The organism is Acinetobacter sp. CAU_H_S170_2 (assembly GCF_058890445.1).
In genome coordinates this window covers 1,447,521-1,472,521 of the sequence record NZ_JBZYAE010000001.1, presented here as the reverse complement: position 1 = coordinate 1,472,521, position 25,001 = coordinate 1,447,521, and the positions used below count along the sequence as shown (strand labels likewise).

Annotated in this window: 21 protein-coding genes; 13 read left to right on the top strand and 8 right to left on the bottom strand. The window is 40.7% G+C overall.

The window, feature by feature from the left end:
• Positions 1-11: 11 nt before the first annotated feature.
• The 3 genes from AC5EUN_RS07185 to AC5EUN_RS07175 all read right to left on the bottom strand — a co-directional run bounded on the left by AC5EUN_RS07185 (position 12) and on the right by AC5EUN_RS07175 (position 2,917).
• A complete protein-coding gene (locus tag AC5EUN_RS07185; protein ID WP_010326786.1) occupies positions 12-1,877 on the bottom strand; it encodes a SurA N-terminal domain-containing protein in 1,866 nt (621 codons plus the stop codon).
• Positions 1,878-2,008: 131 nt separating this feature from the next.
• On the bottom strand, positions 2,009-2,281 hold the full coding sequence (locus AC5EUN_RS07180; protein ID WP_004697018.1) for an HU family DNA-binding protein: 273 nt from the start codon (positions 2,279-2,281) through the stop codon (positions 2,009-2,011).
• Positions 2,282-2,449: 168 nt separating this feature from the next.
• A complete protein-coding gene (locus AC5EUN_RS07175) occupies positions 2,450-2,917 on the bottom strand; it encodes a phasin family protein (RefSeq protein WP_010326787.1) in 468 nt (155 codons plus the stop codon).
• Positions 2,918-3,110: 193 nt separating this feature from the next.
• On the opposite strand from AC5EUN_RS07175, the gene AC5EUN_RS07170 reads away from it, so the two are divergent.
• From AC5EUN_RS07170 to fdx, 8 genes are all read left to right on the top strand, one after another.
• On the top strand, positions 3,111-3,758 hold the full coding sequence (locus tag AC5EUN_RS07170) for a hypothetical protein (protein WP_010326788.1): 648 nt from the start codon (positions 3,111-3,113) through the stop codon (positions 3,756-3,758).
• A gap of 113 nt (positions 3,759-3,871) precedes the next feature.
• Positions 3,872-4,345, top strand: coding sequence for an Rrf2 family transcriptional regulator (locus tag AC5EUN_RS07165; RefSeq protein WP_004697011.1), 474 nt, complete (start codon positions 3,872-3,874; stop codon positions 4,343-4,345).
• A 1-nt stretch (position 4,346) separates the two neighbouring features.
• The gene (locus tag AC5EUN_RS07160; RefSeq protein WP_004697009.1) at positions 4,347-5,564 is read left to right on the top strand and encodes an IscS subfamily cysteine desulfurase; all 1,218 of its coding nucleotides are present in this window, start codon (positions 4,347-4,349) and stop codon (positions 5,562-5,564) included.
• Positions 5,565-5,668: 104 nt separating this feature from the next.
• Entirely contained in the window at positions 5,669-6,055 is a 387-nt protein-coding gene (gene iscU, locus AC5EUN_RS07155; RefSeq protein ID WP_004697007.1) for a Fe-S cluster assembly scaffold IscU, read from the top strand.
• Positions 6,056-6,091: 36 nt separating this feature from the next.
• Complete coding sequence (gene iscA / locus AC5EUN_RS07150; RefSeq protein ID WP_010326789.1) at positions 6,092-6,412, top strand: iron-sulfur cluster assembly protein IscA; 321 nt, start codon at positions 6,092-6,094, stop codon at positions 6,410-6,412.
• 119 nt (positions 6,413-6,531) lie between these two features.
• Entirely contained in the window at positions 6,532-7,047 is a 516-nt protein-coding gene (hscB, locus tag AC5EUN_RS07145; RefSeq protein ID WP_004697004.1) for a Fe-S protein assembly co-chaperone HscB, read from the top strand.
• A gap of 37 nt (positions 7,048-7,084) precedes the next feature.
• Positions 7,085-8,944 carry a Fe-S protein assembly chaperone HscA gene (gene hscA / locus AC5EUN_RS07140; protein WP_010326790.1) on the top strand — a complete coding sequence of 620 codons (1,860 nt, stop codon included), beginning with the start codon at positions 7,085-7,087 and terminating at the stop codon, positions 8,942-8,944.
• A gap of 16 nt (positions 8,945-8,960) precedes the next feature.
• Positions 8,961-9,299, top strand: a complete 339-nt coding sequence (gene fdx / locus AC5EUN_RS07135) for an ISC system 2Fe-2S type ferredoxin (RefSeq protein ID WP_004697000.1) — start codon at positions 8,961-8,963, stop codon at positions 9,297-9,299.
• 75 nt (positions 9,300-9,374) lie between these two features.
• Here the strand turns inward: fdx and AC5EUN_RS07130 are convergent, their stop codons facing one another.
• From AC5EUN_RS07130 to AC5EUN_RS07115, 4 genes are all read right to left on the bottom strand, one after another.
• Entirely contained in the window at positions 9,375-10,838 is a 1,464-nt protein-coding gene (locus AC5EUN_RS07130) for an adenylate/guanylate cyclase domain-containing protein (protein ID WP_010326791.1), read from the bottom strand.
• Between the two features lie 58 nt (positions 10,839-10,896).
• Positions 10,897-11,331: an HIT domain-containing protein gene (locus AC5EUN_RS07125; RefSeq protein ID WP_004696995.1), complete on the bottom strand. Its 435-nt coding sequence runs from the start codon at positions 11,329-11,331 to the stop codon at positions 10,897-10,899.
• Between the two features lie 231 nt (positions 11,332-11,562).
• On the bottom strand, positions 11,563-15,021 hold the full coding sequence (gene mfd / locus AC5EUN_RS07120; protein ID WP_010326792.1) for a transcription-repair coupling factor: 3,459 nt from the start codon (positions 15,019-15,021) through the stop codon (positions 11,563-11,565).
• A 140-nt stretch (positions 15,022-15,161) separates the two neighbouring features.
• Positions 15,162-15,527 (bottom strand): hypothetical protein, encoded by a 366-nt coding sequence (locus AC5EUN_RS07115; protein ID WP_010326793.1) that lies wholly within the window; start codon positions 15,525-15,527, stop codon positions 15,162-15,164.
• Positions 15,528-16,653: 1,126 nt separating this feature from the next.
• Between AC5EUN_RS07115 and putP the strand changes: the two genes are divergently transcribed.
• Entirely contained in the window at positions 16,654-18,177 is a 1,524-nt protein-coding gene (gene putP / locus AC5EUN_RS07110) for a sodium/proline symporter PutP (protein WP_010326794.1), read from the top strand.
• 69 nt (positions 18,178-18,246) lie between these two features.
• Here the strand turns inward: putP and AC5EUN_RS07105 are convergent, their stop codons facing one another.
• Entirely contained in the window at positions 18,247-18,741 is a 495-nt protein-coding gene (locus AC5EUN_RS07105; RefSeq protein ID WP_010326795.1) for an Lrp/AsnC ligand binding domain-containing protein, read from the bottom strand.
• Positions 18,742-18,858: 117 nt separating this feature from the next.
• On the opposite strand from AC5EUN_RS07105, the gene putA reads away from it, so the two are divergent.
• The 4 genes from putA (at position 18,859) to AC5EUN_RS07085 (ending at position 24,888) form a co-directional block, all read left to right on the top strand.
• Positions 18,859-22,614, top strand: coding sequence for a trifunctional transcriptional regulator/proline dehydrogenase/L-glutamate gamma-semialdehyde dehydrogenase (gene putA, locus AC5EUN_RS07100; protein ID WP_493352229.1), 3,756 nt, complete (start codon positions 18,859-18,861; stop codon positions 22,612-22,614).
• 267 nt (positions 22,615-22,881) lie between these two features.
• Entirely contained in the window at positions 22,882-23,964 is a 1,083-nt protein-coding gene (gene trmA / locus AC5EUN_RS07095; RefSeq protein ID WP_493352228.1) for a tRNA (uridine(54)-C5)-methyltransferase TrmA, read from the top strand.
• A gap of 242 nt (positions 23,965-24,206) precedes the next feature.
• Positions 24,207-24,431: a hypothetical protein gene (locus AC5EUN_RS07090; protein WP_004984703.1), complete on the top strand. Its 225-nt coding sequence runs from the start codon at positions 24,207-24,209 to the stop codon at positions 24,429-24,431.
• A gap of 208 nt (positions 24,432-24,639) precedes the next feature.
• Positions 24,640-24,888 (top strand): hypothetical protein, encoded by a 249-nt coding sequence (locus AC5EUN_RS07085; protein WP_010326799.1) that lies wholly within the window; start codon positions 24,640-24,642, stop codon positions 24,886-24,888.
• The last annotated feature ends 113 nt before the right edge of the window (positions 24,889-25,001 follow it).

The window sequence follows — 25,001 nt, the reverse complement described above, 5'->3', positions numbered from 1 at the left end:
ATAGCGTGCGATTATTTAATTTTCGCATGTGCTTTTAAGTATTGCACATAATCTTCAGCTTCTTGCTGACCACGAAGTTGTTGATATAACTTCGAAAGCTCAGCCAACTGCTCATCCGTCAATGCACTAGACGTCGTCTTGTTTACGTTTGATACCGCGACCACCACCATTTCTGTTGGCAATAATGCTGTTGTTACAGACCACTGTCCTGCTTTTGGTGCCGCTTGGCTAAACGCCGCACGCTCAACTGCACGCGGTAAACCTTGTGAACGAATAAACACTTGCGGTGCAGTAAAGGCTAAGCCACTCTTGGCAACAACTGATGCTGCTGGTTGAGTTTTAAAGTCTTTTAAACTTTGAGCAATTTTGGCTTTAGCAGCATCATAAGCTTTTTGTTCAACCAATTTTGCTTTCACACGTGGTGTTGCTTCTTGAAGAGTTTGGACACCTGCCGCATGATAATCACGTACTTTTGCCCAAACCACATCCCCATTCGGAAGTTGAATGCTGCTGGTCGCGTTACGATCACCGTTTTTAACGTCATCATTAAACAGTTTCACTTTTACCGCGGCATTACTTAATACAGGATGCTGTGTAGATAAGGTCATGCCTTTTACAGTTTGAACTTGTACACCTTTAACTTCTTGAGACACCACGTCTAAAGCATCTGAGTCTACAACCAGTTCATTTAAACTGTTTACAGTATCAGAGAATGCATTGGCTGTTTTATTCTTCTGAACTTCCTCAGTCAAACGTGCTTTTTCATTTTCAAAAGATGGCAACTTCACAGCTGGTGCATCAGTTTCAATGACATGGTAACCAAATTCAGTTTTTACAGGCACTGACACTTGACCCGATTTAAGCGATGCTACAGCTTGGTCAAAAGCATCACCAAAAGTGCCTTTGTTATAAACGGCTAAAGCACCACCATTCGCTTTAGATGCAGTATCTTCAGAGTATTGAGCCGCAGCTGCAGCAAAGCTTGTGCCTGCTTTAATTTTTGCAACAACTTCTTCTGCACGTTTTTTTGCTTCAGCATCTGTACGTGCATCCGTTGTAATCAGAATATGTTTAACCAAAGGCGCAACATTATCTTTTTGTGCTTCAACAAACTGTGTATAGGCTTGCTGCAACTCCGCATCTGTAACAGGTGAAGCAGCAGCCGGCACATTGGCTGGTGTTAACAACACATAGTCAACATCTACACTTGCCACTTGTTTAAACATGGTTGGGTGTTGCTTGTAATAGTTTTCAATCTCTTGTGCTGAAACCTTGACGTTCTTTTTATATTCATCAAGATTTACATTGGCAAACTGCACAGTACGCTGTTCTGTTTGTAAGTTAGCGATTTGTTGAATATCTAGTTTACTCACCAATGCATAATCAACAAAAGTCGAACGCATCATTTTTAATGCATGGTCTTGACGTAAGTTTGCAACGAGCGCATCACTACTCATACCCACAGACTGCAAATAGCTTGAATAACGCGTTTCTGAAAATTTTCCATTTTCTTGAAAACTTGGCTGTTGAGCAATCATCTGTTCAATTTGAGTATCACTAAGTGAAATGCCCAGCTTTTCAGCCTGTTGCAATAACAAAGTATTTGCGATCAGTTGGTCCATCGCTTTATCTTTGATAAAGCTTTGGTTCAGTAAAGTTTCATCCCCATTGGCATAAGCTAAGAATTGTTCTTTAAAGGAAGCGGTTAAGGTCTCTAATTCCTTTTCAGAAATATCTTGGCCATTGACTGATTTCACAGCGTCTTTTGATCCGCTACTAAAATATCCTTCAATACCTACAAGTGCTAAAGGGGTCAAAAACAAAATGAGCAAAGCCTTGCCCAACCAACCCTTAATAACTTTACGAAAAGATTCCATAAGTATTCCAATATTTTATTTGCCCGAGATTTTAACTGAAAAGCAGCAATGAATGAATGTGTTATCGACACATTTTCTAATGTTTAATAAAAAACGCGCCGAAAAGGCGCGTTTAGTATTTATTTAAAAGATTAAGCAACTGAATCTTTTAAACCTTTACCAGCTTTGAAGCTTGGTACTTTGCTTGCTTTAATTTCTAAAGTAGCACCAGTTTGTGGGTTACGGCCAGTACGTGCAGCACGTTCTTTCACATTGAAAGTACCAAAACCAACAAGTGTAACTGTATCACCAGACTTAAGCGCTTCAGTGATTGAAGCAATTGTAGCGTCTAAGGCCTTACCAGCATCAGTCTTAGACAATCCCCCTTTCTCTGCAATTGCATCAATTAATTCTGATTTATTCATGTGGATCGCGTCCTCTTAATATCGTTTATTTAAGGTCCAAAAATTTAGTATAAATTACCGTAACGCCTTTATAGCAATGCTTTAGGTGAAAACGCAATACTCTGTATATGCTTTTTTGGAAAATAAATCACAAAAAAACGTTGAAAAAGGTACAAAAGCACAACCAGATCACTTTTTATTCACTTTTTCGTTTAACTTCTTATTTTCTTCAATCAAAACATCGATTTTATCATTAAGTTGAAGAATCAGGTTTTCTAAGTACTGAATATCTTTCACCGTGACCAATCCAATCCGGTTTAAGGAGTGATTTACCCCGCGATCTACAATCTTCTCAACCTTGTCTTTAGTATCCGTCACCGATTCACGCGCTTTCTCAGATACCTTTTCAACCGTTTGGTCAGCAATTTCAGTGGTTTTAGATTCTAACTCTTCGCCGACTTGGACCAAGGAGTCAAATAATTTATTCCCTTCTTCCTCTGCACGTGAAAAAGCACCCAAACCCGCTAACCAGATTTGCTTGGTATACTTTCTAAAATCCAAACTATTTTTACGGTGAAAATGATGCTTAGTTTTTGTTTTTTTTAGTGTTTCATCTTCTGGCGAAATATCATCCAACTCTATATCTGCTTTTTCCATTAGCACCATCTCCTGCATGATTTATGTGCAAAAACATCCAAAAAATCTTATAGATTGCACTATACTAGCAAATATTAGACTTGATCGATTTGTAAAACTGTTCTACAAAGCATCTTTATTACATTTTTATTTTTAAGTCTGAAGTTTTTGCGAGCAGGATGCTCATTTCAGGTCAGGATTTAGGTTACTACTTATGAGTGATTCTCAAAAAGAACACAATCAAACACATATGCTACTCACTATGGTGATGATTGTTCTTGAGACGATCTTTTCTCTTATTTTAAAACACGACCGCGTGGTTGCACTTCATTCTAAAAAGTTTGTTGAGCAAAATATTGCGATTAAAATAAATAGCTACCTGCCTTATTTTGACTTCTATATCACCTTTACCACTCAAGGTGTTTTATTTGACGCCAAAGCACCCGAAAAACCAGTCGACTTAGATGTACGCACCACATTGATGGATTTAATTAAAATTTTCGTCTTTGGAAACCGTCGTAGTATTAAAACCATGCGTATTGATGGTGACATCACCTTAAAAGATGAGTTCCGAGATTTAATTTTACATTTTAGTGCACCTAAAGTTCTTGCCGATTGGAAAAACTGGTTAACTGAACCAACTGATCCGCAAAATGTGGTTGCATCCAAAAAGCGTATTGCACCACTTTTAGAGAAAATTGAAGAACAACGTTCTAAAATCAACACTCTACAGGTTGAAGTGAAACAATACAAAAATCGTATTCGCCGTATCGAGCAACGTCAAAAACGTATAAATGTCACATTTTTTGTGTTTTCTATACTTTTGATTAGCTTATTGGTATATAATATTTGGCTTGCATAACTACATAATATTTCAAGCAAATTAAATACGCACAATCCCTATTAAAAAAACTTGACTATTTTAGTCAGGATTCTTAAAATCGGCACATCTAGTCTAATCATGTGTATCGAATCATGCGCTTAACAACTCGCGGACGCTACGCAGTGACTGCTCTACTTGATTTAGCTTTGCAGCCAACTGAACAAACGATCACGCTTGCAGAAATTGCAGCTCGTCAAACTATCTCTGTTGCTTATCTTGAACAGTTATTTGCGAAATTAAAGCGCCACGGCTTAGTTTCTAGTATTCGTGGTGCCAACGGTGGTTACCACTTAGCTCGTCGCGCTGATGAAATTACAGTATTAGCAGTTATTGAAGCTGTAAACGAAACAGTTGATGCCACTCGCTGTGACCATAAAGGCAACTGCCAAAATGGCGCAATGTGCTTAACTCACGATTTATGGCAAGAACTCTCCCATCACATTGCCGACTATCTCGCTAAAATCACTCTTGCTGACCTTGTAGCACGTGACAACGTTCAAAAAGTTGCCATTCGCCAAAACACAGCACCTTCAGATTCAGCCCTTTTATCGGTAACAGGTATTTGACATGAAACGTCCAATTTATCTTGATTATGCAGCAACAACTCCTGTAGACCCGCAAGTCGCTGAACGCATGATGGAATGCCTGACATTTGACGGCACATTTGGCAACCCAGCATCTCGCTCTCATGCTTACGGCTGGCAGGCAGAAGAAAAAGTAGAATATGCACGTGAACAAGTTGCAAACTTGATCAAAGCAGATCCACGCGAAATCGTTTGGACTTCTGGTGCAACTGAATCAGATAACTTAGCTCTTAAAGGCGTAGCACAATTCTATGCCTCTAAAGGCAAGCACATTATTACAAGTAAAATTGAACACAAAGCTATTTTAGACACTTGCCGTGAGCTTGAGTCTGAAGGTTTTGAAATCACTTACCTTGAGCCACTTCCAAACACTGGCTTAATTACCCCTGAAATGGTTGAAGCAGCTATTCGTCCAGACACTATTCTTGTTTCACTTATGATGGTAAACAACGAAATTGGTTCTGTGACTGATGTTGCGGCAATTGGTGAAATTACTCGTGCACACAAGATCTTCTTCCATGTCGATGCGGCGCAAGCTGCAGGTAAAGTTGAAATTGACCTTTCAACTATGAAAGTTGACCTTATGAGCTTCTCTGCTCATAAAATTTATGGCCCTAAAGGTATTGGCGCACTCTATGTACGTCGTACTCCACGTGTTCGTTTAAAAGCGCAAATGCATGGTGGTGGTCATGAACGCGGTATGCGTTCTGGTACACTTGCAACACACCAAATCGTTGGTATGGGTGAAGCATTTGAACTTGCAGGTAAAAACTTAGCTTCTGAACAAGCACGCATTCGCGTACTTCGTGACAAGCTTTGGAATGGCTTACAAGACTTAGAACAAATTTTCTTAAACGGCCACCCAACACAAAACGTTGCGAACTACTTAAACGTAAGTTTCAACTTTGTTGAAGGTGAATCGTTAATGATGTCGTTGAAAGACGCTGCTGTATCTTCGGGTTCAGCTTGTACTTCAGCAACATTAGAACCTTCTTATGTATTACGTGCACTAGGTTTGTCTGACGAACTTGCGCACAGTTCAATTCGTTTCAGTTTTGGTAAATACACCACTGAAGCAGACATTGACCATGTACTTACAGTGACGCGTTCTGCAGTGGAGAAACTTCGTGAACTTTCTCCACTTTGGGACATGTACAAAGACGGTATCGACCTTTCTACAGTTGAGTGGGCTGAACACTAATTTTTCCCATTGAAGTCATTCACATACTGGATGGCTTCATTGAAAAATCAAGTTTTGACCCCATATTTAATATTAACGCTGACCCCGAGGTTTGGAGACGCATCATGGCTTATAGCGAAAAAGTAATTGACCATTACGAAAACCCTCGTAATGTAGGTGTATTAGACAAAAATGCTGAAAACGTAGGTACAGGTATGGTCGGAGCACCTGCATGTGGCGACGTTATGCGTTTACAGATTCAAGTAGATGACAACGGTGTGATTGAAGAAGCACGTTTCAAAACTTATGGTTGTGGTTCTGCTATTGCATCAAGCTCTTTAGTGACTGAATGGCTAAAAGGCAAAACTTTAGATCAAGCTCAAGCGATCAAAAACATTGATATCGCAACTGAACTTGCTCTTCCTCCAGTAAAAGTACACTGTTCTGTACTGGCTGAAGATGCTATTAAAGCTGCTGTTGAAGACTACCGCAGCAAAAAATCTAAAGCTTAATTGCTTCGCATTTTAAAGAAAGATTAGGGAGTTTTCATGATCAACTTAACTGAAAATGCTGCAACTCATATCAGCAATTATTTAAAAAATCGCGGTAAGGGTGAAGGTATTCGCGTTGGCGTGAAAACTTCAGGCTGTTCTGGTTTGGCTTATGTGCTTGAATTTGTCGATTCAATTGATGCACATGACACTAGCTTTGAGCAGTTTGGGGTGAAAGTATTTGTAGACCCAAAAAGCTTGGTTTATCTCGATGGTATGGAGATGGACTACGTGAAAAATGGTTTAAACGAAGGCTTTGAGTTTAACAACCCAAACAAAAAAGGCGAATGTGGCTGTGGTGAATCTTTCACCGTATAACAGTTCATTAACTTGCTTTTCAACATTAAAACAGTGTGTATCACACTGTTTTAATTGCATTTACATAGATTGTTTTTGCTTTCGCAATGACCCCCAATTTAGCGCGGAATCCCTCTCCTATGAATCATTTTGAGTTGTTTAACCTCCCAGTAGCACTCGATATTGATTTAGCAACCTTAAAATCAGAATTTTTAAAGTTGCAGCAACAATATCACCCAGATAAAGCTCTCGATAAAGATCAAGCCCTCATAAAATCAAGTGAGATCAATCAAGCATTTAAAGTTTTATCTCAGGTCGATAGCCGTGCAGGATATTTATTAGGATTAAAAAAACAAGATTATCATCTTGATCAATCCATCAATGATTTTGAATTTCTCCAGTCTGCCTTAGAAATCCGTGAACAACTTGATGAAGCACGTTCAGCAGATGAATTACAATCACTCAAATTAGACGTTCAACAATGGATTGATGGTTTAGTCCGCGAATTCAAAATTGATTTTGAAGAGGAAGATTGGGCTGAGGCACGTGATGATGTCCGCAAACTTCGCTTCTTTGTAAAAGTCATGCATGACATAGATAAAGCTGAAGATCGTTTTGAAGATGACGATAGCTTTGATTTAGATGATGAATTTTAACTTATTTTTAATTTTTGACGCTCAAAGGATGTAACACATGGCTCTCTTGCAAATTGCAGAACCTGGACAATCAAGTGCGCCACATGAACACCGTATTGCCATTGGTATCGACTTAGGTACAACTCACTCTCTAGTTGCAACTATACTTTCAGGCAAGGCAAAAGTTTTGCATGATGAACAAGGTCGTGTCTTACTCCCATCGATCGCGTATTATGGTGTAAACCAAACCCAATATGGCGACGAAGCAAAACCATTTTTGACTGCCGACCCTAAAAACACCATCGTTTCAGTCAAACGTTTTATGGGACGCTCTAAAGCCGACATTAAGTTTCAACACCCCTACACTTTAGTGGGTGAAGATAATCAAATGCCTGCTTTTGAAACCGCTCAGGGCCGCAAAACTCCTGTCGAAGTGTCCGCTGAAATTTTAAAGCAACTAAAAGATCGTGCTGAAGCGAGCTTAAAAAATGAAGTCAATGGTGCAGTGATTACCGTTCCCGCATACTTCGATGAGGCTCAACGTCAAGCAACACGCGATGCCGCACAACTTGCGGGTTTAAATGTACTACGACTTTTAAATGAGCCTACTGCTGCTGCAGTTGCGTATGGTCTGGACCAAGAAACCAATCTTGCGCATGATCACAACTATGTGATTTATGACTTGGGTGGCGGTACCTTTGACGTTTCAATTTTACGCTTTTCACAAGGCGTGTTTGAAGTGTTAGCAACGGGTGGCCATACCGCATTAGGCGGTGATGATCTTGACCGCTTAATCGTAAAATGGGCGAAAAAAGAACTCAACATTGAGCAGTTCGATGACACTGAATATGCACACATTTTAGTTGCTGCACGTAAAGCTAAAGAAGCTTTAACCGATGTAGAAAGCGTTCATTTACAAGTCCTAGAGCACAGCTTAACGCTTGATCGTGCGACATTTGAAGGCATTATCAAAGTTGCTTTAGATAAAACAATTAGTGTGTGTAAACGCGTCCTCCGTGATGCGAAGCTTGAACTCAGCGACATTCAAAACGTGGTTTTGGTCGGTGGCTCAACTCGCTCTTATGCTGTACAAAACGCTGTACGCGATGTATTTGCTCAAGAGCCATTGTGTACCATCAACCCAGACGAAGTTGTTGCTATCGGTGCATCGATTACAGCCAATCAGCTGATTGGAAACACAGCCGATGGCGCATTACTGCTTGATGTAACACCGCTTTCTCTCGGTCTAGAAACCATGGGTGGCTTGGTCGAGCGTCTTATTTCACGTAATACCGCAATCCCAGTTGCACGTCGCCAAGAGTTCACCACCTACCAAGATGGCCAAACAGCGATGTTGATTCATGTGGTTCAAGGTGAGCGTGATTTGGTTGAGCATTGCCGTAGCTTAGGTCGTTTTGTCCTTCGCGGTATTCCACCAATGACTGCGGGTCAAGCACGCATTGAAGTGACCTTCCAAGTGGATGCCGATGGCCTACTGACGGTTTCAGCTAAAGAAACAACCTCTGGCGTACATGCACAAATTGACATCAAACCATCATATGGTTTGGCTGATAGTGACATGGAACGCTTACTGCTTGATGGTTATAAATTTGCTGAAGAAGATAAAAATCTTCGTCACTTACAAGAAACCAAAGTTGAAGCAAAACGCGAACTCGAAGCTTTAGAGCAAGCCTTGAAAGTGGATGCTCACCTGCTCACGAATGAACAACAAGTTGCATTAAATGCGGCCAAAACTTCATTAGAAGCAACACTTGAAACAACAGAAATCAAAGCAATTGAATCTGCTGTTGAACAGCTTAAAATACACAGTGATGCTTTTGCAGCAGCACGTATGAATCAGCATATCGATGCAGCGCTGAAAGGCACAAAACTCGACGACTGGTCAAACTCAAACTAATTTATAGGTAAAGACTATGCCACGTATTAAAGTTCTCCCACATGCGCAAATCTGCCCAGAAGGTGCTGAGTTTGAAGTTGAACAGAATGCGAATCTTTGTGAAAGCTTACTGAAAAATGGAATCAAGATTGAACATGCGTGCGATATGTCAGCTGCATGTACAACCTGTCACGTTGTGGTACGTAAAGGCTTCGACAGCTTAGAAGAAATGAATGATGTTGAAGCCGATCTACTGGATCGGGCTTGGGGCTTAGAACCTGACTCTCGCTTGTCTTGCCAAGTGAAGTTAGTGGATGAAGACTTAGAAGTTGAAATTCCTAAATACACAATTAACCACGCGTCTGAAAATCACTAATTTTCAAAGCATAAAAAAGCCACTCATTGTAGTGGCTTCTTTACGACTCTCATTTTTGTATCCGATACCATCAAGTTAATGATATTCATTTTTCTGAACAGGCTCTATTACTTCATCTTCAAGATTGAGTTTGACGATACCTTGCGAATTGGTCATCTTCTGTTGGGTTTGAATGCGTTGAATCATTTTTTCTAAGACTTGAATTAACTGCGGATATTCAAAATTCTGCACTTGATCTAAGTTCAGCAGTAAATGAAACCCTTTATATTCATAATCAAACCAGCGCTGATAGTCTAATTTTTGCGAGGTATATTTTTCAACGACTTGCCACGTCTTCACAGCACCTTTAATCCCCTTAAGGAAAATTGGCGCTTTCGGTGCACAAAGATAATCATTTTTTACTAAATTATGTGTATCGTCCGAAATTAAGATTTCATCCACTTGTGCTGCACTTTGTAAACGTGCAGCAAGGTTTACATCACGACCAACAATGGTATAAGCCATACGATGCGATGCGCCATAGTTCCCTACGTGACAATACCCTGTAGAAATCCCCATACGAATATGCAATGGTGGATAACCCATTTTCACCCAACGCTCGCGCAGAATTTTCATTTGCTGACGCATCGCCATGGCCATTTCCAAACAGTTTTGAGCATCACGCTCTACACCTTCGGAATTAGGATCACCAAAAAACACTAAAATTGCATCCCCCATGAATTTATCAACAGTACCTTCATATTGCTTCGCAATCTCGGTCATGTGTTTTAAATAATCATTGAGTAGAAATGCTAAATCATCCGGAATTAAGCTTTCAGAAAGCTCTGTAAAGCCCTGAATATCTGAAAAGAAAACTGTCAGTTTCTTACGCTTGTATTCAATTTTCGCTTCAGACTCACCCTTCATAATCGATTGCCACAACTGAACTGGTGCATAGCGACTCAGCTGATTGGCAAACTCCATATAACGGTTCATCTGATCGAAATAGTGATTTTTTCGGCGGTATATGTCTTGCATTTGGTTGCGGTGATAATAGCTACCCACGCCAAAATAAGTGGTGAGGCACAAAAAACCCAATACGATCAGTTCGGTACTGGTAGCCTCGAAATACTCACCAAAACCAAAGACAAAGATAATCGAGACATAAAAGACAACCACCCCAATCAGGCTGGCCAAAGACACCATCAAAAAAGAAATTTTATTGCTAATAGCCGTGTAAAGCATAGCAAAAATGGTTAAAAATGTGAGTACGATACTGAGATGTACAGCGGCTAAAATGATCGCTGTAATGACAATATCAATAACAAACATCACACCGCGTCGCATCGTATTATTGAAGCGATAACCTAACCACCTTGAAAATGGTTGTGTGATCAATAACACAATGAGCAACAACAGCGGCACATAAATCTGATATTGCGTATCTGCCATCGTATAATGATAGACGATGGTTATTAAAGACAGCATGCCATATCCCATCACACGATGGAAATACTCGAATTGTTTAGGCTCTTTAGATAACCAATCGTCTAATGGCACTGCTCGTTCCCCACTATGCGCACGATCAAATCATCCCTGATTTGATTTCTCACGTGTATTAGTCCATACGCCAATCGAATGGCATATCACCTTGACCACGTAGTGCAAGCATTAAAGTTTGACGCATATGCGCAAGCACTTCATTGCTATAAGGAACAGCGGGAGTACCCCAAACTGGTTTTGGCCATGCGACGTCGTTTTGATAACGTACAACATGGTGGAAATGGAGCTGCGGAACCATGTTACCTAAAGCAGCAACATTCATTTTGTCAGCACGGAATACACGAGCCAATTGGCTTGATAACCAGCTTGACTCACGCAAAAACTGTTCTTGGTCGGCTTGACTGAGTTCATATAACTCAGTGATGCCTGGCACGCGTGGAATTAAAATTAGCCACGGGAATTGCATATCATTCATTAAGCGACATGTTGAAAGTGGAAAGTCGCCTACAAAAAACGTATCTTGAGCAAGTTGTGGATGCAAACTAAACATATCTTTATAAATGATGCAAATTAGAATAATGGCTAATACTATCACATCCAATCAGAGGTGAATATTGCAAGCAATGTGTTTCAACACAAATAAACTACGTTTTACTTTGAACTACATCACATTTATTACTTTAATAAATTTCATCAAAAAATCAAGTCTTTCTTTTTATAGCGCAAGTCCGCAAGAAAGACCTGATATCTGTATGAAATCACAGCAAATTAAAGCTAAATTTTAATGCAACTCTTTCAACAAACTTTCCAATAAGTCATTGATAAATTGAATCCGTTTTTCATATTCCTCTAGCATCACCATGACCTTTAAGCGCTGACCACCCTCCATCCTAAAAAAGGTCGGGTGTTTTTGCATCATCTGAATAATACTAATCGCCTGAACTGGAGTATCTGGTGAAAATTCAATCGCACCACCATTGGCAGCAATATCGACTTTGGTAATGCCCAGTGTTTCTGCTTTCAAACGCATCTGATGCACAGCAAAAAGCTGCTTCACAGGTTGTGGCGGTATCCCAAAACGGTCAATCAACTCCATACGAATGTTATCGAGCTTTTCCTGACTGTCCGTATTACTAATACGCTTATAGAACAATAAACGCTGATGGACATCTCCCAGATATTCATCTGGAATCAAAGCTGGCATATGTAAATTGATTTCTGCGGTCAGTGAGAGTGGCGCATCGAAGTTCGGGGTTTTGCCTTTTTGAATGGCTTTGGTCGCCTTTTCAAGCATCTCCATATACAAGCTATAGCCAATCGCTTGCATTGAACCACTTTGTTGCTCGCCGAGTAGCTCACCCGCTCCGCGAATTTCTAAGTCTTCCGTGGCCAACATAAAACCCGCACCTAATGTCGATGCCCGCTGAATCGCATCTAGACGCTTTTCGGCATCGCCTTTCAACCCTTTGATGGATGGCACCAACAGATAGGCATAGGCTTGGTGATGCGAGCGCCCTACACGCCCACGTAGTTGATGCAACTGCGCTAAACCCAGCTTATCTGCCCGTTCAATTAAAATAGTATTGGCATTCGGAACGTCAATCCCTGTTTCAATAATGGTTGAACAAACCAGGACGTTATATTCTTTATGGTAGAACTGCTGCATGACTTGTTCTAACTCGCGTTCACGCATTTGACCATGTGCAACAGCTACACGTGCCTCAGGGACCAGTTCTCGAAGACTCTCCGCTGCACGCTCAATGGTTTCTACTTCATTATGTAGGAAATAAACTTGTCCACCACGCAGTAACTCACGCAAGATGGCTTCTTTAACTGAATCACCCGTATGTTCTTGCACAAAAGTTTTTACCGCTAAACGTCGTGCAGGTGGTGTGGCAATAATGGATAGATCGCGCATGCCACTAAAGGCCATATTTAAAGTCCGTGGAATTGGAGTTGCAGTCAGAGTCAACATATCCACATCTGCACGCATCGCTTTAATCCGCTCTTTATCGCGTACACCAAAGCGGTGTTCTTCATCCACAATCATCAAGCCTAAGTCTTTAAACTGGACACTTTCTTGTAGAATTTTATGCGTACCAATCACAATATCGACTTTGCCCTCAGCTAAGTCTTCGATCGTTTTCGTATGTGATTTACTGCTGCCAAAACGTGATAAAACTTCGATACGAATAGGCCAGTCTGCAAAACGGTCTTTAAACGACTCATAATGCTGTTGGGCCAGCAACGTCGTCGGCACCAAAACGGCCACTTGTTTGTTGTTCTGCACGGCTAAGAATGCTGCGCGCATCGCAACTTCGGTTTTACCAAAGCCCACATCACCACAGACCAAGCGATCCATCGGTTTAGCCAATTGCATATCATACAAAGTCGCTTCAATCGCATTGGCTTGATCGAGTGTTTCCTCATAGGCAAAGCCACTGGCAAACTGCATATATTGACCTTGATCCAACTCAAAACCAAAACCTGGCTTCGCTTGGCGACGGGCTTGGATATGCAATAGCTCCGCTGCTACATCATGGATTTGCTCCAATGCTTTACGCTTTGCTTTACTCCAAGCATCTGTACCCAACTTATGCAAGGGTGCTAAGTCTGGGTCGCCGCCGCTATAACGGCTGATCAAATGTAAATTGGTGACAGGAACATAAACTTTGGCGGCATCGGCATAATCAAGCTGCAAGAACTCATAGTCTTGATCATCAATGCTTAAAGTGACTAAGCCCGCATAACGCCCCACACCATAGTCGATGTGCACCACCGGCGCACCCATACTCAACTCAGTCAAACTGCGGATGAGAAACTCTTCCGAAACCTCTTGCTGGCGTTTACGACGGCGCTGTACAACGCGATGCTCATACAACTGATTTTCAGAAATGATGCTAATGCTGTCTTTTAATACCAAGCCACGCTCTAAGGGCGCACTGGTAATTGCAATGGCATGTAAAGATTTTTGAAATTCAGCAAAATTCTCGACATTAGGAATCTCTCCCAATGTGGCGCGCAATGCATCTTTTAAAGTTTCACGACGCCCCGCACTTTCAGCAACCAGTAATACTGGATGGTTAGCAGCATCAATATACTGTTTAACCGCGTGAAAGGGCTTTTCATTTTTAGGATCGACCGCTAAACGTGGTGGAAGTTCAGTATTTAAATTGGTCACACCCGCTTTTAGATCAAAAGCCTCGACTGAGGCAATAATACGTGGAAAGGTATTGAGCTGTTCTAAAACTTGATTGGTCGAAATAAAAAGCTGGTTAGGGGCTAAAATTGGCTGATCAACATTATGGCGACGGTCTTCATAACGTCGATCGATTTCTTTCCAAAAACTATCTAAACCATCATCAACTTGCCTATCTGTAATGACAATGGAATGATTTGGTAAGTATGAAAGCAGTGTGCTTTGAGCTTCCATCTGCGCAGCACTGAAAAATAGTGGGAAATAGAACTCAATCCCTGGTGAGGCAATCCCTTCTAACACATCCTGATAAATTGGATTTTTCTTTGGATTTGCCGTCGGAAACATTTCTGCATAGCGATCACGAAATATGCTGCGTGCCTCTTTTAAAGGAAACTCTTTAGCTGGTAATACGGAAAACTGTTTTAAGTTTTGCGTAGTGCGCTGTGTTTCAGGATCAAAAAATTTAAGGGTTTCAATTTCATCATCAAACAAATCTATGCGAATTGGTGCAGCTTGACCTGAGGCATAGATATCCATAATGCTACCCCGAACCGCAAATTCACCATGGTCATATACTGTGTCGACCAAATGATAGCCTGCTTGAATCAAACGCTTCTTTTGCTGTTCTAATTCAAACTTTTGACCGACGTGAATATCAAAGTGTTCTCCCAAAACCCACGAAGTCGGCGCTACACGCTGCGCCAAGGTCGAAGCCGAAATCAGTAAGACACCTGTTTGCGGCATATTGGATAAAATTGCGAGACGCTCAGATACAATATCTTGATGAGGAGATAAACGATCATAAGGCAGAATTTCCCAGTCTGGGAAAATGGTCGGTCGAATACCGTAAAATTCAAATTCACTTTCGAGTTGTGCTAAGTGTTGATTATTTTTCGCCACAACTACAAAGAGCTTTTTATTTTGTGTACTTAACGTTTGAATGAATAATGCAGCTGAAGAGCCGAGCAAATTTCCCAGCCAACGTTTTTCGCCTGTTTTTAGTTGTTGCACATTCAGTTGGGAGATTTCTTCTTGGAACATGGACATGGCTTTAGCGTTTAAAAACATGCGTCATATACTAGCATGATGTCCTCTCGCTGCATGTTATTTTTCACGACAACAACAACATCAATCTAGCGCTAAGTCCTTTTTACAACTCAAATTTATGGCTTTTAAAAGACTTATTTTTTGTCACGTATAAACTGGTAATAATAGTCATTAAGTAGCTTAATCATTCGCTTTAGCTCAGTTAAGTTTTCTAGATTATTACCTAAACGTGCGACAAATCGTTCATTGGCAATTTCTAAGTCGATTTTCTCATTGATTAGCATAGCACTATAAAAAAGTGCATTAAGATCATCAAACTCACTAATTCTACGATTTGAAAAATAGACCAAACGTTCAGCATGTATGGCATTTAGCACAATACCTTCAATGATAAAGCCTTTTTCATCATTATATTCAATCTGATGCTGCTGCAAAAAAAGTTGTTCTGGCGCATCTTTCTTTAATTTAAATAATTGGCTTAATTTACTCAGCATAGACATTTAATCATGGTTCTTCACTCAAGCTTATTGTAGTTCTAACTGCTACCTTTTGTTAGCTTGTATCGGCTAAAAAGTATAAAAGCAGCGCATTGACTACTTTTATACCTATATATAGTTATAAATGTTCTAGCTAGCGTATGCTAAAGATACAACCTTAGGCGTCAACTCAGCAGCCAAGTTTCAAATGAGAAAATGTGACCTAAGGGTTATTAAGTCAACAACCCTTTCTCCAATACCACTCACTGAACTGTTTTGTTTTCCGCAATACACTGTTTACCCATTTCACATGACCTAAGATTCGATTAAAATACCAACACTAATTAATTGCTAAACATAGCGCCACTGTAGAAAGTATTGGTCAATTGATATTTAGTCACAAGGTCTTTTGGTTGAAGAACCTCGTATTTACCTTAAGAAAGGAATACATGCTTTAATGCAAGATTGGCCAGCACTTTGTTGCTATTCATATTAATTGAGGTGCCCACCCCAACTTTATAGACATCTATAGGGAAAGCGTATGTCCAATTTTCAGGAGTTTGGCTCAATTGCTCACATGCCCCCGCAATGGCCTGCACAATTTCAGGAGAAATTTTGTCAAATTTGCAGTTAATTTATACCGACGCTATTTTCACTTGTTCCAAAGCAAGCAGAAAATGCCATTGAATTCCTTTTTTCTAATTAGAAATTTGAAAGTTTTCCAATGCACTCAAAGTATGAATGCCTTAACAAAATTAGTTCAATGGTGAAATATTCGTCTTTTCTAACTATTTCACGACTGTAAATACATTTCATAAATGAAACACTTTATATGTAAATACACCTGTTTTGTAGGTAATGTAATTTTTCGTAAGCAATAAAAAATCATAAATTATAACTAGCCCGCTGATTTTACGAAATAAATGCTTAGAATTTCATTCACCCTATAAAAAAGAATAATAATTGACCAATAAACAACATATTTTCAACAACTTATTGTTTAATTTTAAAAAACAATTAATAATTACACAAAATATACAAAAACACCTTACAACTGTTACAGAGTGTAATTTTATTTTTATGCTTGAATCGCCGTCTCAAACAAAGCGATTAAAAAATCTCCCAAGTCGGATTTTGCCAAGGAATGCCTATGAGTCAAATTAACCCCACCCTCGTCACATTTTTAGTTTATATCATTGCCATGGTTGGCATCGGTTTGTATGCATACAAGTCCACAAACAACTTTGATGATTACATCTTAGGTGGTCGTAGCTTAGGAAGTGTAGTTACTGCGCTTTCTGCAGGTGCATCAGACATGAGTGGCTGGTTACTGATGGGCTTACCGGGCGCAATTTATTTGTCTGGTTTGTCTGAAGCGTGGATTGCTGTAGGTCTGATCATTGGTGCATGGCTCAACTGGTTATTGGTTGCAGGACGTTTACGTGTACATACTGAAGTCCAAAACAATGCCCTCACCCTGCCTGATTATTTCACAGGTCGTTTCGCAGATCGTAAACGTATCTTGCGTATGATCTCAGCGATCGTTATTTTAGTATTCTTCGCGATTTACTGTGCTTCAGGCATGGTCGCTGGCTCACGTTTATTTGAAAGCATTTTTGGTTGGGATTACACCACTGCTCTTTGGATTAGCGCAATTGCAACCATCAGTTATGTATGTATCGGCGGCTTCCTTGCTATTAGTTGGACAGACACCTTCCAAGCAGGCTTAATGATTTTTGCTCTGCTGCTTACCCCAATCATGACTTATCTTGCGATTGATGGTAATGCTGCACAGTTTTCAGTCCTACTTGAAACTGCTCGCCCACAAGCAATGCACATTGTCTCTGAGCTCAGCACTGTTGCCATCCTGTCATCATTGGCATGGGGCTTAGGCTATTTTGGTCAGCCACACATTTTAGTGCGCTTCATGGCTGCAGACTCTGTGAAAACAATTCCTGCTGCGCGTCGCATTGGTATGACATGGATGATTTTATGTCTAGGTGGTGCAGTCGGTGCAGGTTTTATTGCGATTGCTTACTTCCAACAACACCCTGAACTGGCGGCTGTGGTTTCTCAAAACCCAGAAACTGTGTTCATGGAACTAACTAAAATATTATTCAACCCATGGATTGCAGGCATTGTTTTAGCTGCAATTTTAGCTGCGGTGATGAGTACATTAAGCTGTCAGTTACTGGTTTGTTCTACAACATTGACAGAAGACATGTACAAAGCATTCATCCGTAAAACCGCTTCTCAAAAAGAATTGGTCTGGGTGGGTCGTTTCATGGTTCTTGCAGTTGCTGTTCTTGCAATTTGCTTAGCAAGCAACCCTGACAGTAAAGTTCTAGGCCTTGTAGCTTATGCATGGGCAGGTTTTGGTGCGGCATTTGGTCCACTGATTATCTTGTCTTTGTTCTGGAAGCGCATGACCTTGAATGGTGCTATTGCAGGTATTATTGTTGGTGCGGTAACTGTGATTGTATGGAAAAATGCATTAGGACACTTAGGTCTATATGAAATTATTCCAGGCTTCATCTTCTCTTGGATCAGCATTGTAGTTGTAAGCTTAATGGGTAAAGCCCCTGAAGCTGAAGTAGTACAACGCTTTGAACAAGCAGACAGCATGTACAAACAAGCCATGGCTGAAATGAAAGAAGAATCTACACAACGTTAATTGAACGTGTAGACCAACAAAAAAAAGGGGCTTTTAAGCCCCTTTTTTTTTTGCATCTCATGCACTCAATTATTTCGACAAAGGTTTGTATTTGAGTTGAATACGTGAGCTTTCTTTGATGACTTCCATCACGGGATAACTGCGTGTTTCTTTAACGCCCGGCAGTTGCCACAAGACTTGACCTGAGATTTTTCGGAACTCATCCATACTGGCACAACGAATCTTCACCACAAAATCAAAGCCCCCACTGGTCATATGACATTCCACAATTTCATCATGCTGTAGTACGGCATGGCGAAAATCTTCCAAGACATGTGGCGTGGTTTTATCCAAAAGTATCTCAACAAAAACCACAAAACTGGCATTCAGCATGTTTGGATTTAAGCGTGCTTCATAATTCAAAATAAAGCCTTCCTTGGTTAATTTTTGCACCCGAGCCAAAGCAGCTGTCGCTGATAAGTTCACTTCTTCGGCAAGTTTAATATTCGATATTTTTCCATCTCTTTGAAGAATATCTAATATTTTGATATCTGTTCGGTCCAAGCTAAAAATTGGGCTCGTCATCTGAATTAATCTCTAAATAGCATACAAATTATAGTGAGTTATTCGGTATTCTTTCTGTAATCATAAATTAATTACTATAGATCTCTCAACACATTATTGTATGCACAGGATGTAGGCATGAATATGATGGAAAGCAATACGCATTTCAACGACGCTCAAACTCAATTTGAATATATTACCGAATTCAAAGAAAAAAGTGAGCTTGAAGTTGAAATCAATACCGCTTGGCGACGTGCCGAAACTGACTGTGTTCAAAACTTATTAGACCACAGCAAAATCTCTGACGAGATGAATCAACGCATTCATGAACTTGCGTTTGATTTGGCTCATACTTTACGTGAACGTAAAAGCGGCAGCGGTAAAGCAGGTATTGTACAGGGTCTCTTACAAGAATTTGCATTGTCTTCTCAAGAAGGCATCGCATTGATGTGTTTAGCTGAAGCATTGCTTCGTATTCCTGACATGGCGACACGTGACCTATTGATTAAAGACAAAATCAACCAAGGCAACTGGAAAGAGCACGTTGGTCAAAGTAACCTGATGTTTGTCAATGCGGCAGCATGGGGTCTCATGCTGACTGGCAAGCTCATGGAAACACCAAAGCAAAATAGCTTATCAGGCACTTTAACAGGCTTATTGGCACGTAGTGGTCGTGGCATCATCCGTAAAGCGGTTGATGTAGCTATGCGTATGATGGGCGAACAGTTTGTGACTGGCGAAACCATTGGTGAAGCATTACAACACGCTGAACGTCTTGAGGAAAAAGGCTTCCGCTATTCATACGACATGCTGGGTGAAGCGGCACTGACCGATCATGATGCTAATCGTTATATGAAAGACTATACCGATGCCATTCATGCCATTGGTCAAGCATCAAAAGACAAAGATGTTTATGACGGCCCGGGTATTTCAATTAAATTATCTGCTCTACACCCTCGCTACCAACGTGCACAAGTTGCACGTATGCATGAAGAGTTGTACGGCAAAGTCTTTACCCTTGCTAAATTAGCACGCGGCTATAACATCGGTTTAAATATCGATGCCGAAGAATCTGAGCGTTTAGAAATTTCTTTAGAAATGCTTGAACGTCTATGCTTTGAACCAGAACTCAAAGACTGGAAAGGCATTGGTTTCGTTATCCAAGCGTATCAAAAACGTTGTTTCTACGTGGTTGACTACATCGTAGACTTGGCTAAACGTAGCGAAAAACGCTTAATGATCCGTTTGGTGAAAGGCGCGTACTGGGACAGCGAAATCAAGAAAGCACAAATCGAAGGGATGACCAACTACCCTGTATTTACCCGTAAAGTACATACAGACTTGTCGTATATCGCGTGTGCGAAAAAATTATTGGCTGCACCAGAACAAATCTACCCACAGTTTGCAACGCACAATGCGCAAACCTTGGCGACCATTTATGAAATGGCCAACCCAGAGAAATACTACGTGGGTCAGTACGAGTTCCAATGCTTACACGGCATGGGCGAGCCACTGTATGAACAAGTGGTCGGTGAAAAGCAAGATAAAAAACTGGGTGTACCGTGCCGTATTTATGCGCCAGTGGGCAACCATGAAACACTATTGGCTTATCTTGTACGTCGTTTACTTGAAAATGGTGCAAACACCTCTTTTGTCAACCGTATTGCAGACAAGTCACTCGCAATTGATGATTTGATTGAAAACCCAACTCAAACCATTTTAAGCAGTGCAAAACGTGAAAATATCGTGGGTCAAAAGCACCTTTCGATTCCACTTCCTGCTGAGCTTTATGGGCAGCTACGTGCAAACTCCAAAGGTTTAGACCTTGCAAATGACTCTGCATTAATTCATCTGAACCAAACAGCTCAACAGTTTGCTAAGCACCAATGGTCTGCTGCACCAATGGGTGAGCACTTTCAGACCAATGACGCCGTTGCTCCGCAAAGCATTATCAACCCAGCACGTCACTCAGATGTTGTGGGTTATGTACAAGAAGCAACAACTGAACAAGTTGAGCAAGCATTAAACAATGCGCAGGCTGTTCAAGACATTTGGGCACGTACGGCTAAAGACACCCGTGCAAGTTACCTACTTCGCGCTGCTGACCTAATGGAAGCTCGCTTAGAAGAACTGATGGTTTTACTTTGCCGTGAAAGTGGTAAAACGTATGCCAATGCTATTGCAGAAGTTCGTGAAGCTGTAGATTTCTTACGCTACTACGCAACGCAAATGATTGATCTAGATGCAAACGCAGAAGTTGAGCCTTTAGGCACTATGCTATGCATTAGCCCATGGAACTTCCCATTGGCCATCTTCACAGGTCAGGTTGCTGCTGCATTGGTTGCGGGTAATACCGTGATTGCTAAACCAGCTGAACAAACACCATTGATCGCAGCTCAAGCAATTCAAATCTTATGGCAAGCGGGTGTGCCTCAAGCTGCTGTACAGCTGATGCCGGGTCGCGGTGAAACTGTGGGTGCACAACTCAGTGCAGCCGAGCAAGTTCAAGGCATCATGTTCACAGGTTCTACTGAAGTTGCTAAGATTTTGCAAAAAACTGTGGCGAAGCGTCTAAGCAAAACTGGTGAAAGCATTCCCCTGATTGCTGAAACAGGCGGTCAAAATGCCATGATCGTTGACTCATCAGCATTGACTGAGCAAGTTGTACTTGATGTCGTCAGTTCAGCTTATGACAGCGCAGGTCAACGTTGTTCTGCCCTTCGCGTACTGTGTGTACAAGAAGACAATGCCGATGCTGTGATTCAAATGCTTAAAGGTGCAATGCAACAACTTCAAGTGGGCAACCCATATCTACTTAAAACTGATATTGGCCCTGTGATTGATGCTGAAGCGCAAGAAAACATTCAAAAGCACATCGACAAGATGCGCCAAAAAGGTCATCGCGTACACCAGTTGATGCGTAATGATACTCAAGACTCTGAACTAGATGCAGGCACGTTCATTATACCAACACTAATTGAGTTACCAAATCTCAATGATTTAGAGCGCGAAGTGTTTGGTCCAGTGCTGCACGTGATTCGCTTTAACCAAGGTTCACTCAAACAGCTACTTGAGCACATCAACAGCAAAGGCTATGGCCTGACGATGGGTCTACATACCCGTATTGACGAGACCATTCAAACTGTAATGACCCATGCTGAAGTAGGTAACCTCTACATCAACCGTAACATCGTGGGTGCAGTTGTCGGTGTACAACCTTTTGGTGGCGAAGGTTTATCAGGTACAGGCCCTAAAGCGGGTGGTCCAATTTATCTATATCGCCTAATGCAAAACTGTTCTGCGAAAAAGTTGAATAAACCATTTGCAACAGGTGCTGATTTGAACCCTCAAGTCGAGTTCAGCAACTCTGCATTGTTCCTTGAGTGGGCAGCTAAAGCCTTCCCAGCAGTGAAATTGGCAAAAATTGAGAACTTCTGTTCAGGTCATCATTACGAGCTGCAAGGTCCGACTGGTGAAAGCAACCAATACATGGTGATTCCGCGTCATGCAGTCTTGTCATTAGCTGAACAAGAAGCGGATCAACTACAACAGTTGAATGCAATTTTTGCAGTTGGTAGCCGTCCAGCAGTGCTTTCAGATAACAGCTTTGTGTTAAAACACATGCCAAGCATGCCTAAAGCATTGGCTCAAGCGTTCCATGTCATCAAAGACATCAAAACTGATGCTTTTGATGCAGTATTACATCATGGTACAACGGCGCAGCTTTTAGCTCTGCAACAGCAGATTGCTGAGCGTCAAGGTGCGATTGTAGGCATTACTCATCTTAGCCCATCACAAACTGCCATTCCTTTAGAACGCTTTGTGATTGAGCGCGCTATTAGTGTTAACACTGCAGCTGCTGGTGGTAATGCAAGTCTCATGACTTTGAACTAAGCCGAATTTAAACCTGTAGCTCTTATCGGGACTACAGGTTTATTACTGTGTTTCCTCTATTGCCAAGTCAACATCTCCTGGTCTGTTTACTTGGCATTTTTTATGCGACTCGGTTTGGCTTAATCTGCTCGATAATTTCCGATATAGCAAAGTATCAAACCATCTTTAACATGAATAAACCCCACGCTTTTGCTGAATATCTTTAGGCTAATTCGGCAAACTTTGTTACCATCTCTTTTTTCTATATGTTTGCGATTTTTACTGCATATGACTTCTTCTTATCAACAACAACTTGACGCCAAAATTGAACGAATTACAGCTCAATTTGCTGAACTCACTCCACCTTCGCTTGAAGTTTTTCAATCTCCTGAAAAACACTTTCGCATGCGTGCAGAATTCCGTATTTGGCATACCGAAGATGATATGTTTTATGCCATGTTTGAACGCGATGAAGACAATCAGAAAAAAGTCATTCGTATTGATGACTTCCCAATCGCTGATGCCAGTATTAATCAGCTCATGCCTGTTTTATTGGCAGCATTGAAAAGCAATGATCTCCTCTCAAAACGCCTATTTGAAGTGCATTTCTTAGCAACCTTAAAGGGTGAAATGCTGGTTTCACTGATTTATCGCTGCCCACTCGATGAACAATGGCAGGTTTTAGCCAAACAACTTTCAGAAAAATTAAATATTAAGTTGATTGGCCGTAGCCGTGGTCAAAAAGTGGTACTCACTGATGAATTTGTGGTGGAAGAACTACAAGTTTTTGAGCGCAAATATCAGTACAAACAAATTGAAAGCAGCTTTACGCAGCCCAATGCGCAAGTCTGCCAAAAAATGCTCGAATGGGCCTGTAATGCTGCACAGCAGTCGAACAAAGATTTGTTAGAACTTTACTGCGGCAATGGTAACTTTACCCTACCGCTTTCAACCCGTTTCAACCGTGTTTTAGCCACTGAGCTAGCTAAGTCCTCTGTGTATGCAGCACAGTGGAACATCGAACAAAACCACATCGATAATATTCAAGTCGCGCGTTTATCGGCAGAAGACTTCACACAAGCCTATAACGGCGAGCGCGAATTCCGTCGCTTACAAGAAGCAAATATCGATATGAGCAGCTATGAATTCGATACGGTGTTTGTTGACCCACCGCGTGCGGGTATTGATGATGAAACCTTAAAATTGATTCAGCGTTTAGAACGAATCATCTATATTTCGTGTAATCCTGACACCTTGCATGACAACTTACAAACACTCAGCCAAACCCATAAAATTTCACAGTTTGCGTTGTTTGACCAATTCCCCTATACGCATCATGTCGAGTCTGGGGTTTTGCTGGAAAAAATTTAAACAATTTGTTGCAACTCAAACCGTATAAAAAAGAAGCTCAAATGAGCTTCTTTTTTAATTTTCATGAAAAAAGATAAGCTTATATAAAATGCAAGTATTTCAACTGTCATAATAACGTTAATACCTTGCGCTATAATCGGAATTTTTCGACATCGATCGCTGCTTTTATCTCTCACGCTGACTTGCATTATTTTACAGATTGGTTATATTTCACCCTATGTTAGGTTGTAAATGAAGTCTATATGAGTTTTTGGCAAAAGCTGTTTTCAAATGAACAGCAAAACGAGCATAAAAATCAAATTGCTTGTGTTGAAAATGACTGCTCTTGTAAAACCAATGAACAGCTCATCGAAAAGCTTAAAACAGCGACCGATGAAGACGTGATTGTTGGGATTAAAAAAGTATTAGCTTCTCGTGGCTATGGCCGTAAGGAGTTAAATGAACTTCAGCATCGACCTCTACAGTAGTAGAGTCACTGAATATTCATCAAAAAGGCACTTAAATTGATCTAAGTGCCTTTTTTAATGTCTGTACATCATTCGCCTTATAAAAAACCACGGTATATGAAGCACAGCACACTTTGCACGTTTAAATATTATACAAAGTCTTAAATTTTTGTTACCTTACAGGCTCAATATAAAAATCAATAATGTTTGAAAATTAAAAGGTTAAGTAATGAAAAAACCACTCATAATCAGCACATGTATTACCCTTTTATCTTTAACAGCATGTAGCAAGATGCCGAAAGCTTGTGTTGAGTCTTGGGAAAAAATGGAAAAACTTGCCGAGCAAATGGGTTTACCTGAAGAACAACTCAAAGAACAAAAAAAGAAATTTGAAGAAGACGTGAAAGCGATGAACACTGAAGAAGCAACACGCATGTGCAGTACCCAAAACTCACTTTTAGGTCTAGTGGATCAATAAACACTACTTCATCTTAAAAGAGGATGCTTGCATCCTTTTTTAATGTAATCAGAAAAGCTAGATGCTCCTTTCCAATCGGTCTCTTTTATTTCTATCATCGTAAACTCAAATAA

What these genes read in the sequence shown, in the direction of transcription:
- AC5EUN_RS07185 (WP_010326786.1), bottom strand. Translation starts at nt 1,877, where the DNA reads ATGGAATCTTTTCGTAAAGTTATTAAGGGTTGGTTGGGCAAGGCTTTG.
- AC5EUN_RS07180 (WP_004697018.1), bottom strand. Translation starts at nt 2,281, where the DNA reads ATGAATAAATCAGAATTAATTGATGCAATTGCAGAGAAAGGGGGATTG.
- AC5EUN_RS07175 (WP_010326787.1), bottom strand. Translation starts at nt 2,917, where the DNA reads ATGGAAAAAGCAGATATAGAGTTGGATGATATTTCGCCAGAAGATGAA.
- AC5EUN_RS07170 (WP_010326788.1), top strand. Translation starts at nt 3,111, where the DNA reads ATGAGTGATTCTCAAAAAGAACACAATCAAACACATATGCTACTCACT.
- AC5EUN_RS07165 (WP_004697011.1), top strand. Translation starts at nt 3,872, where the DNA reads ATGCGCTTAACAACTCGCGGACGCTACGCAGTGACTGCTCTACTTGAT.
- AC5EUN_RS07160 (WP_004697009.1), top strand. Translation starts at nt 4,347, where the DNA reads ATGAAACGTCCAATTTATCTTGATTATGCAGCAACAACTCCTGTAGAC.
- iscU (WP_004697007.1), top strand. Translation starts at nt 5,669, where the DNA reads ATGGCTTATAGCGAAAAAGTAATTGACCATTACGAAAACCCTCGTAAT.
- iscA (WP_010326789.1), top strand. Translation starts at nt 6,092, where the DNA reads ATGATCAACTTAACTGAAAATGCTGCAACTCATATCAGCAATTATTTA.
- hscB (WP_004697004.1), top strand. Translation starts at nt 6,532, where the DNA reads ATGAATCATTTTGAGTTGTTTAACCTCCCAGTAGCACTCGATATTGAT.
- hscA (WP_010326790.1), top strand. Translation starts at nt 7,085, where the DNA reads ATGGCTCTCTTGCAAATTGCAGAACCTGGACAATCAAGTGCGCCACAT.
- fdx (WP_004697000.1), top strand. Translation starts at nt 8,961, where the DNA reads ATGCCACGTATTAAAGTTCTCCCACATGCGCAAATCTGCCCAGAAGGT.
- AC5EUN_RS07125 (WP_004696995.1), bottom strand. Translation starts at nt 11,331, where the DNA reads ATGTTTAGTTTGCATCCACAACTTGCTCAAGATACGTTTTTTGTAGGC.
- mfd (WP_010326792.1), bottom strand. Translation starts at nt 15,021, where the DNA reads ATGTTCCAAGAAGAAATCTCCCAACTGAATGTGCAACAACTAAAAACA.
- AC5EUN_RS07115 (WP_010326793.1), bottom strand. Translation starts at nt 15,527, where the DNA reads ATGTCTATGCTGAGTAAATTAAGCCAATTATTTAAATTAAAGAAAGAT.
- putP (WP_010326794.1), top strand. Translation starts at nt 16,654, where the DNA reads ATGAGTCAAATTAACCCCACCCTCGTCACATTTTTAGTTTATATCATT.
- AC5EUN_RS07105 (WP_010326795.1), bottom strand. Translation starts at nt 18,741, where the DNA reads ATGACGAGCCCAATTTTTAGCTTGGACCGAACAGATATCAAAATATTA.
- putA (WP_493352229.1), top strand. Translation starts at nt 18,859, where the DNA reads ATGAATATGATGGAAAGCAATACGCATTTCAACGACGCTCAAACTCAA.
- trmA (WP_493352228.1), top strand. Translation starts at nt 22,882, where the DNA reads ATGACTTCTTCTTATCAACAACAACTTGACGCCAAAATTGAACGAATT.
- AC5EUN_RS07090 (WP_004984703.1), top strand. Translation starts at nt 24,207, where the DNA reads ATGAGTTTTTGGCAAAAGCTGTTTTCAAATGAACAGCAAAACGAGCAT.
- AC5EUN_RS07085 (WP_010326799.1), top strand. Translation starts at nt 24,640, where the DNA reads ATGAAAAAACCACTCATAATCAGCACATGTATTACCCTTTTATCTTTA.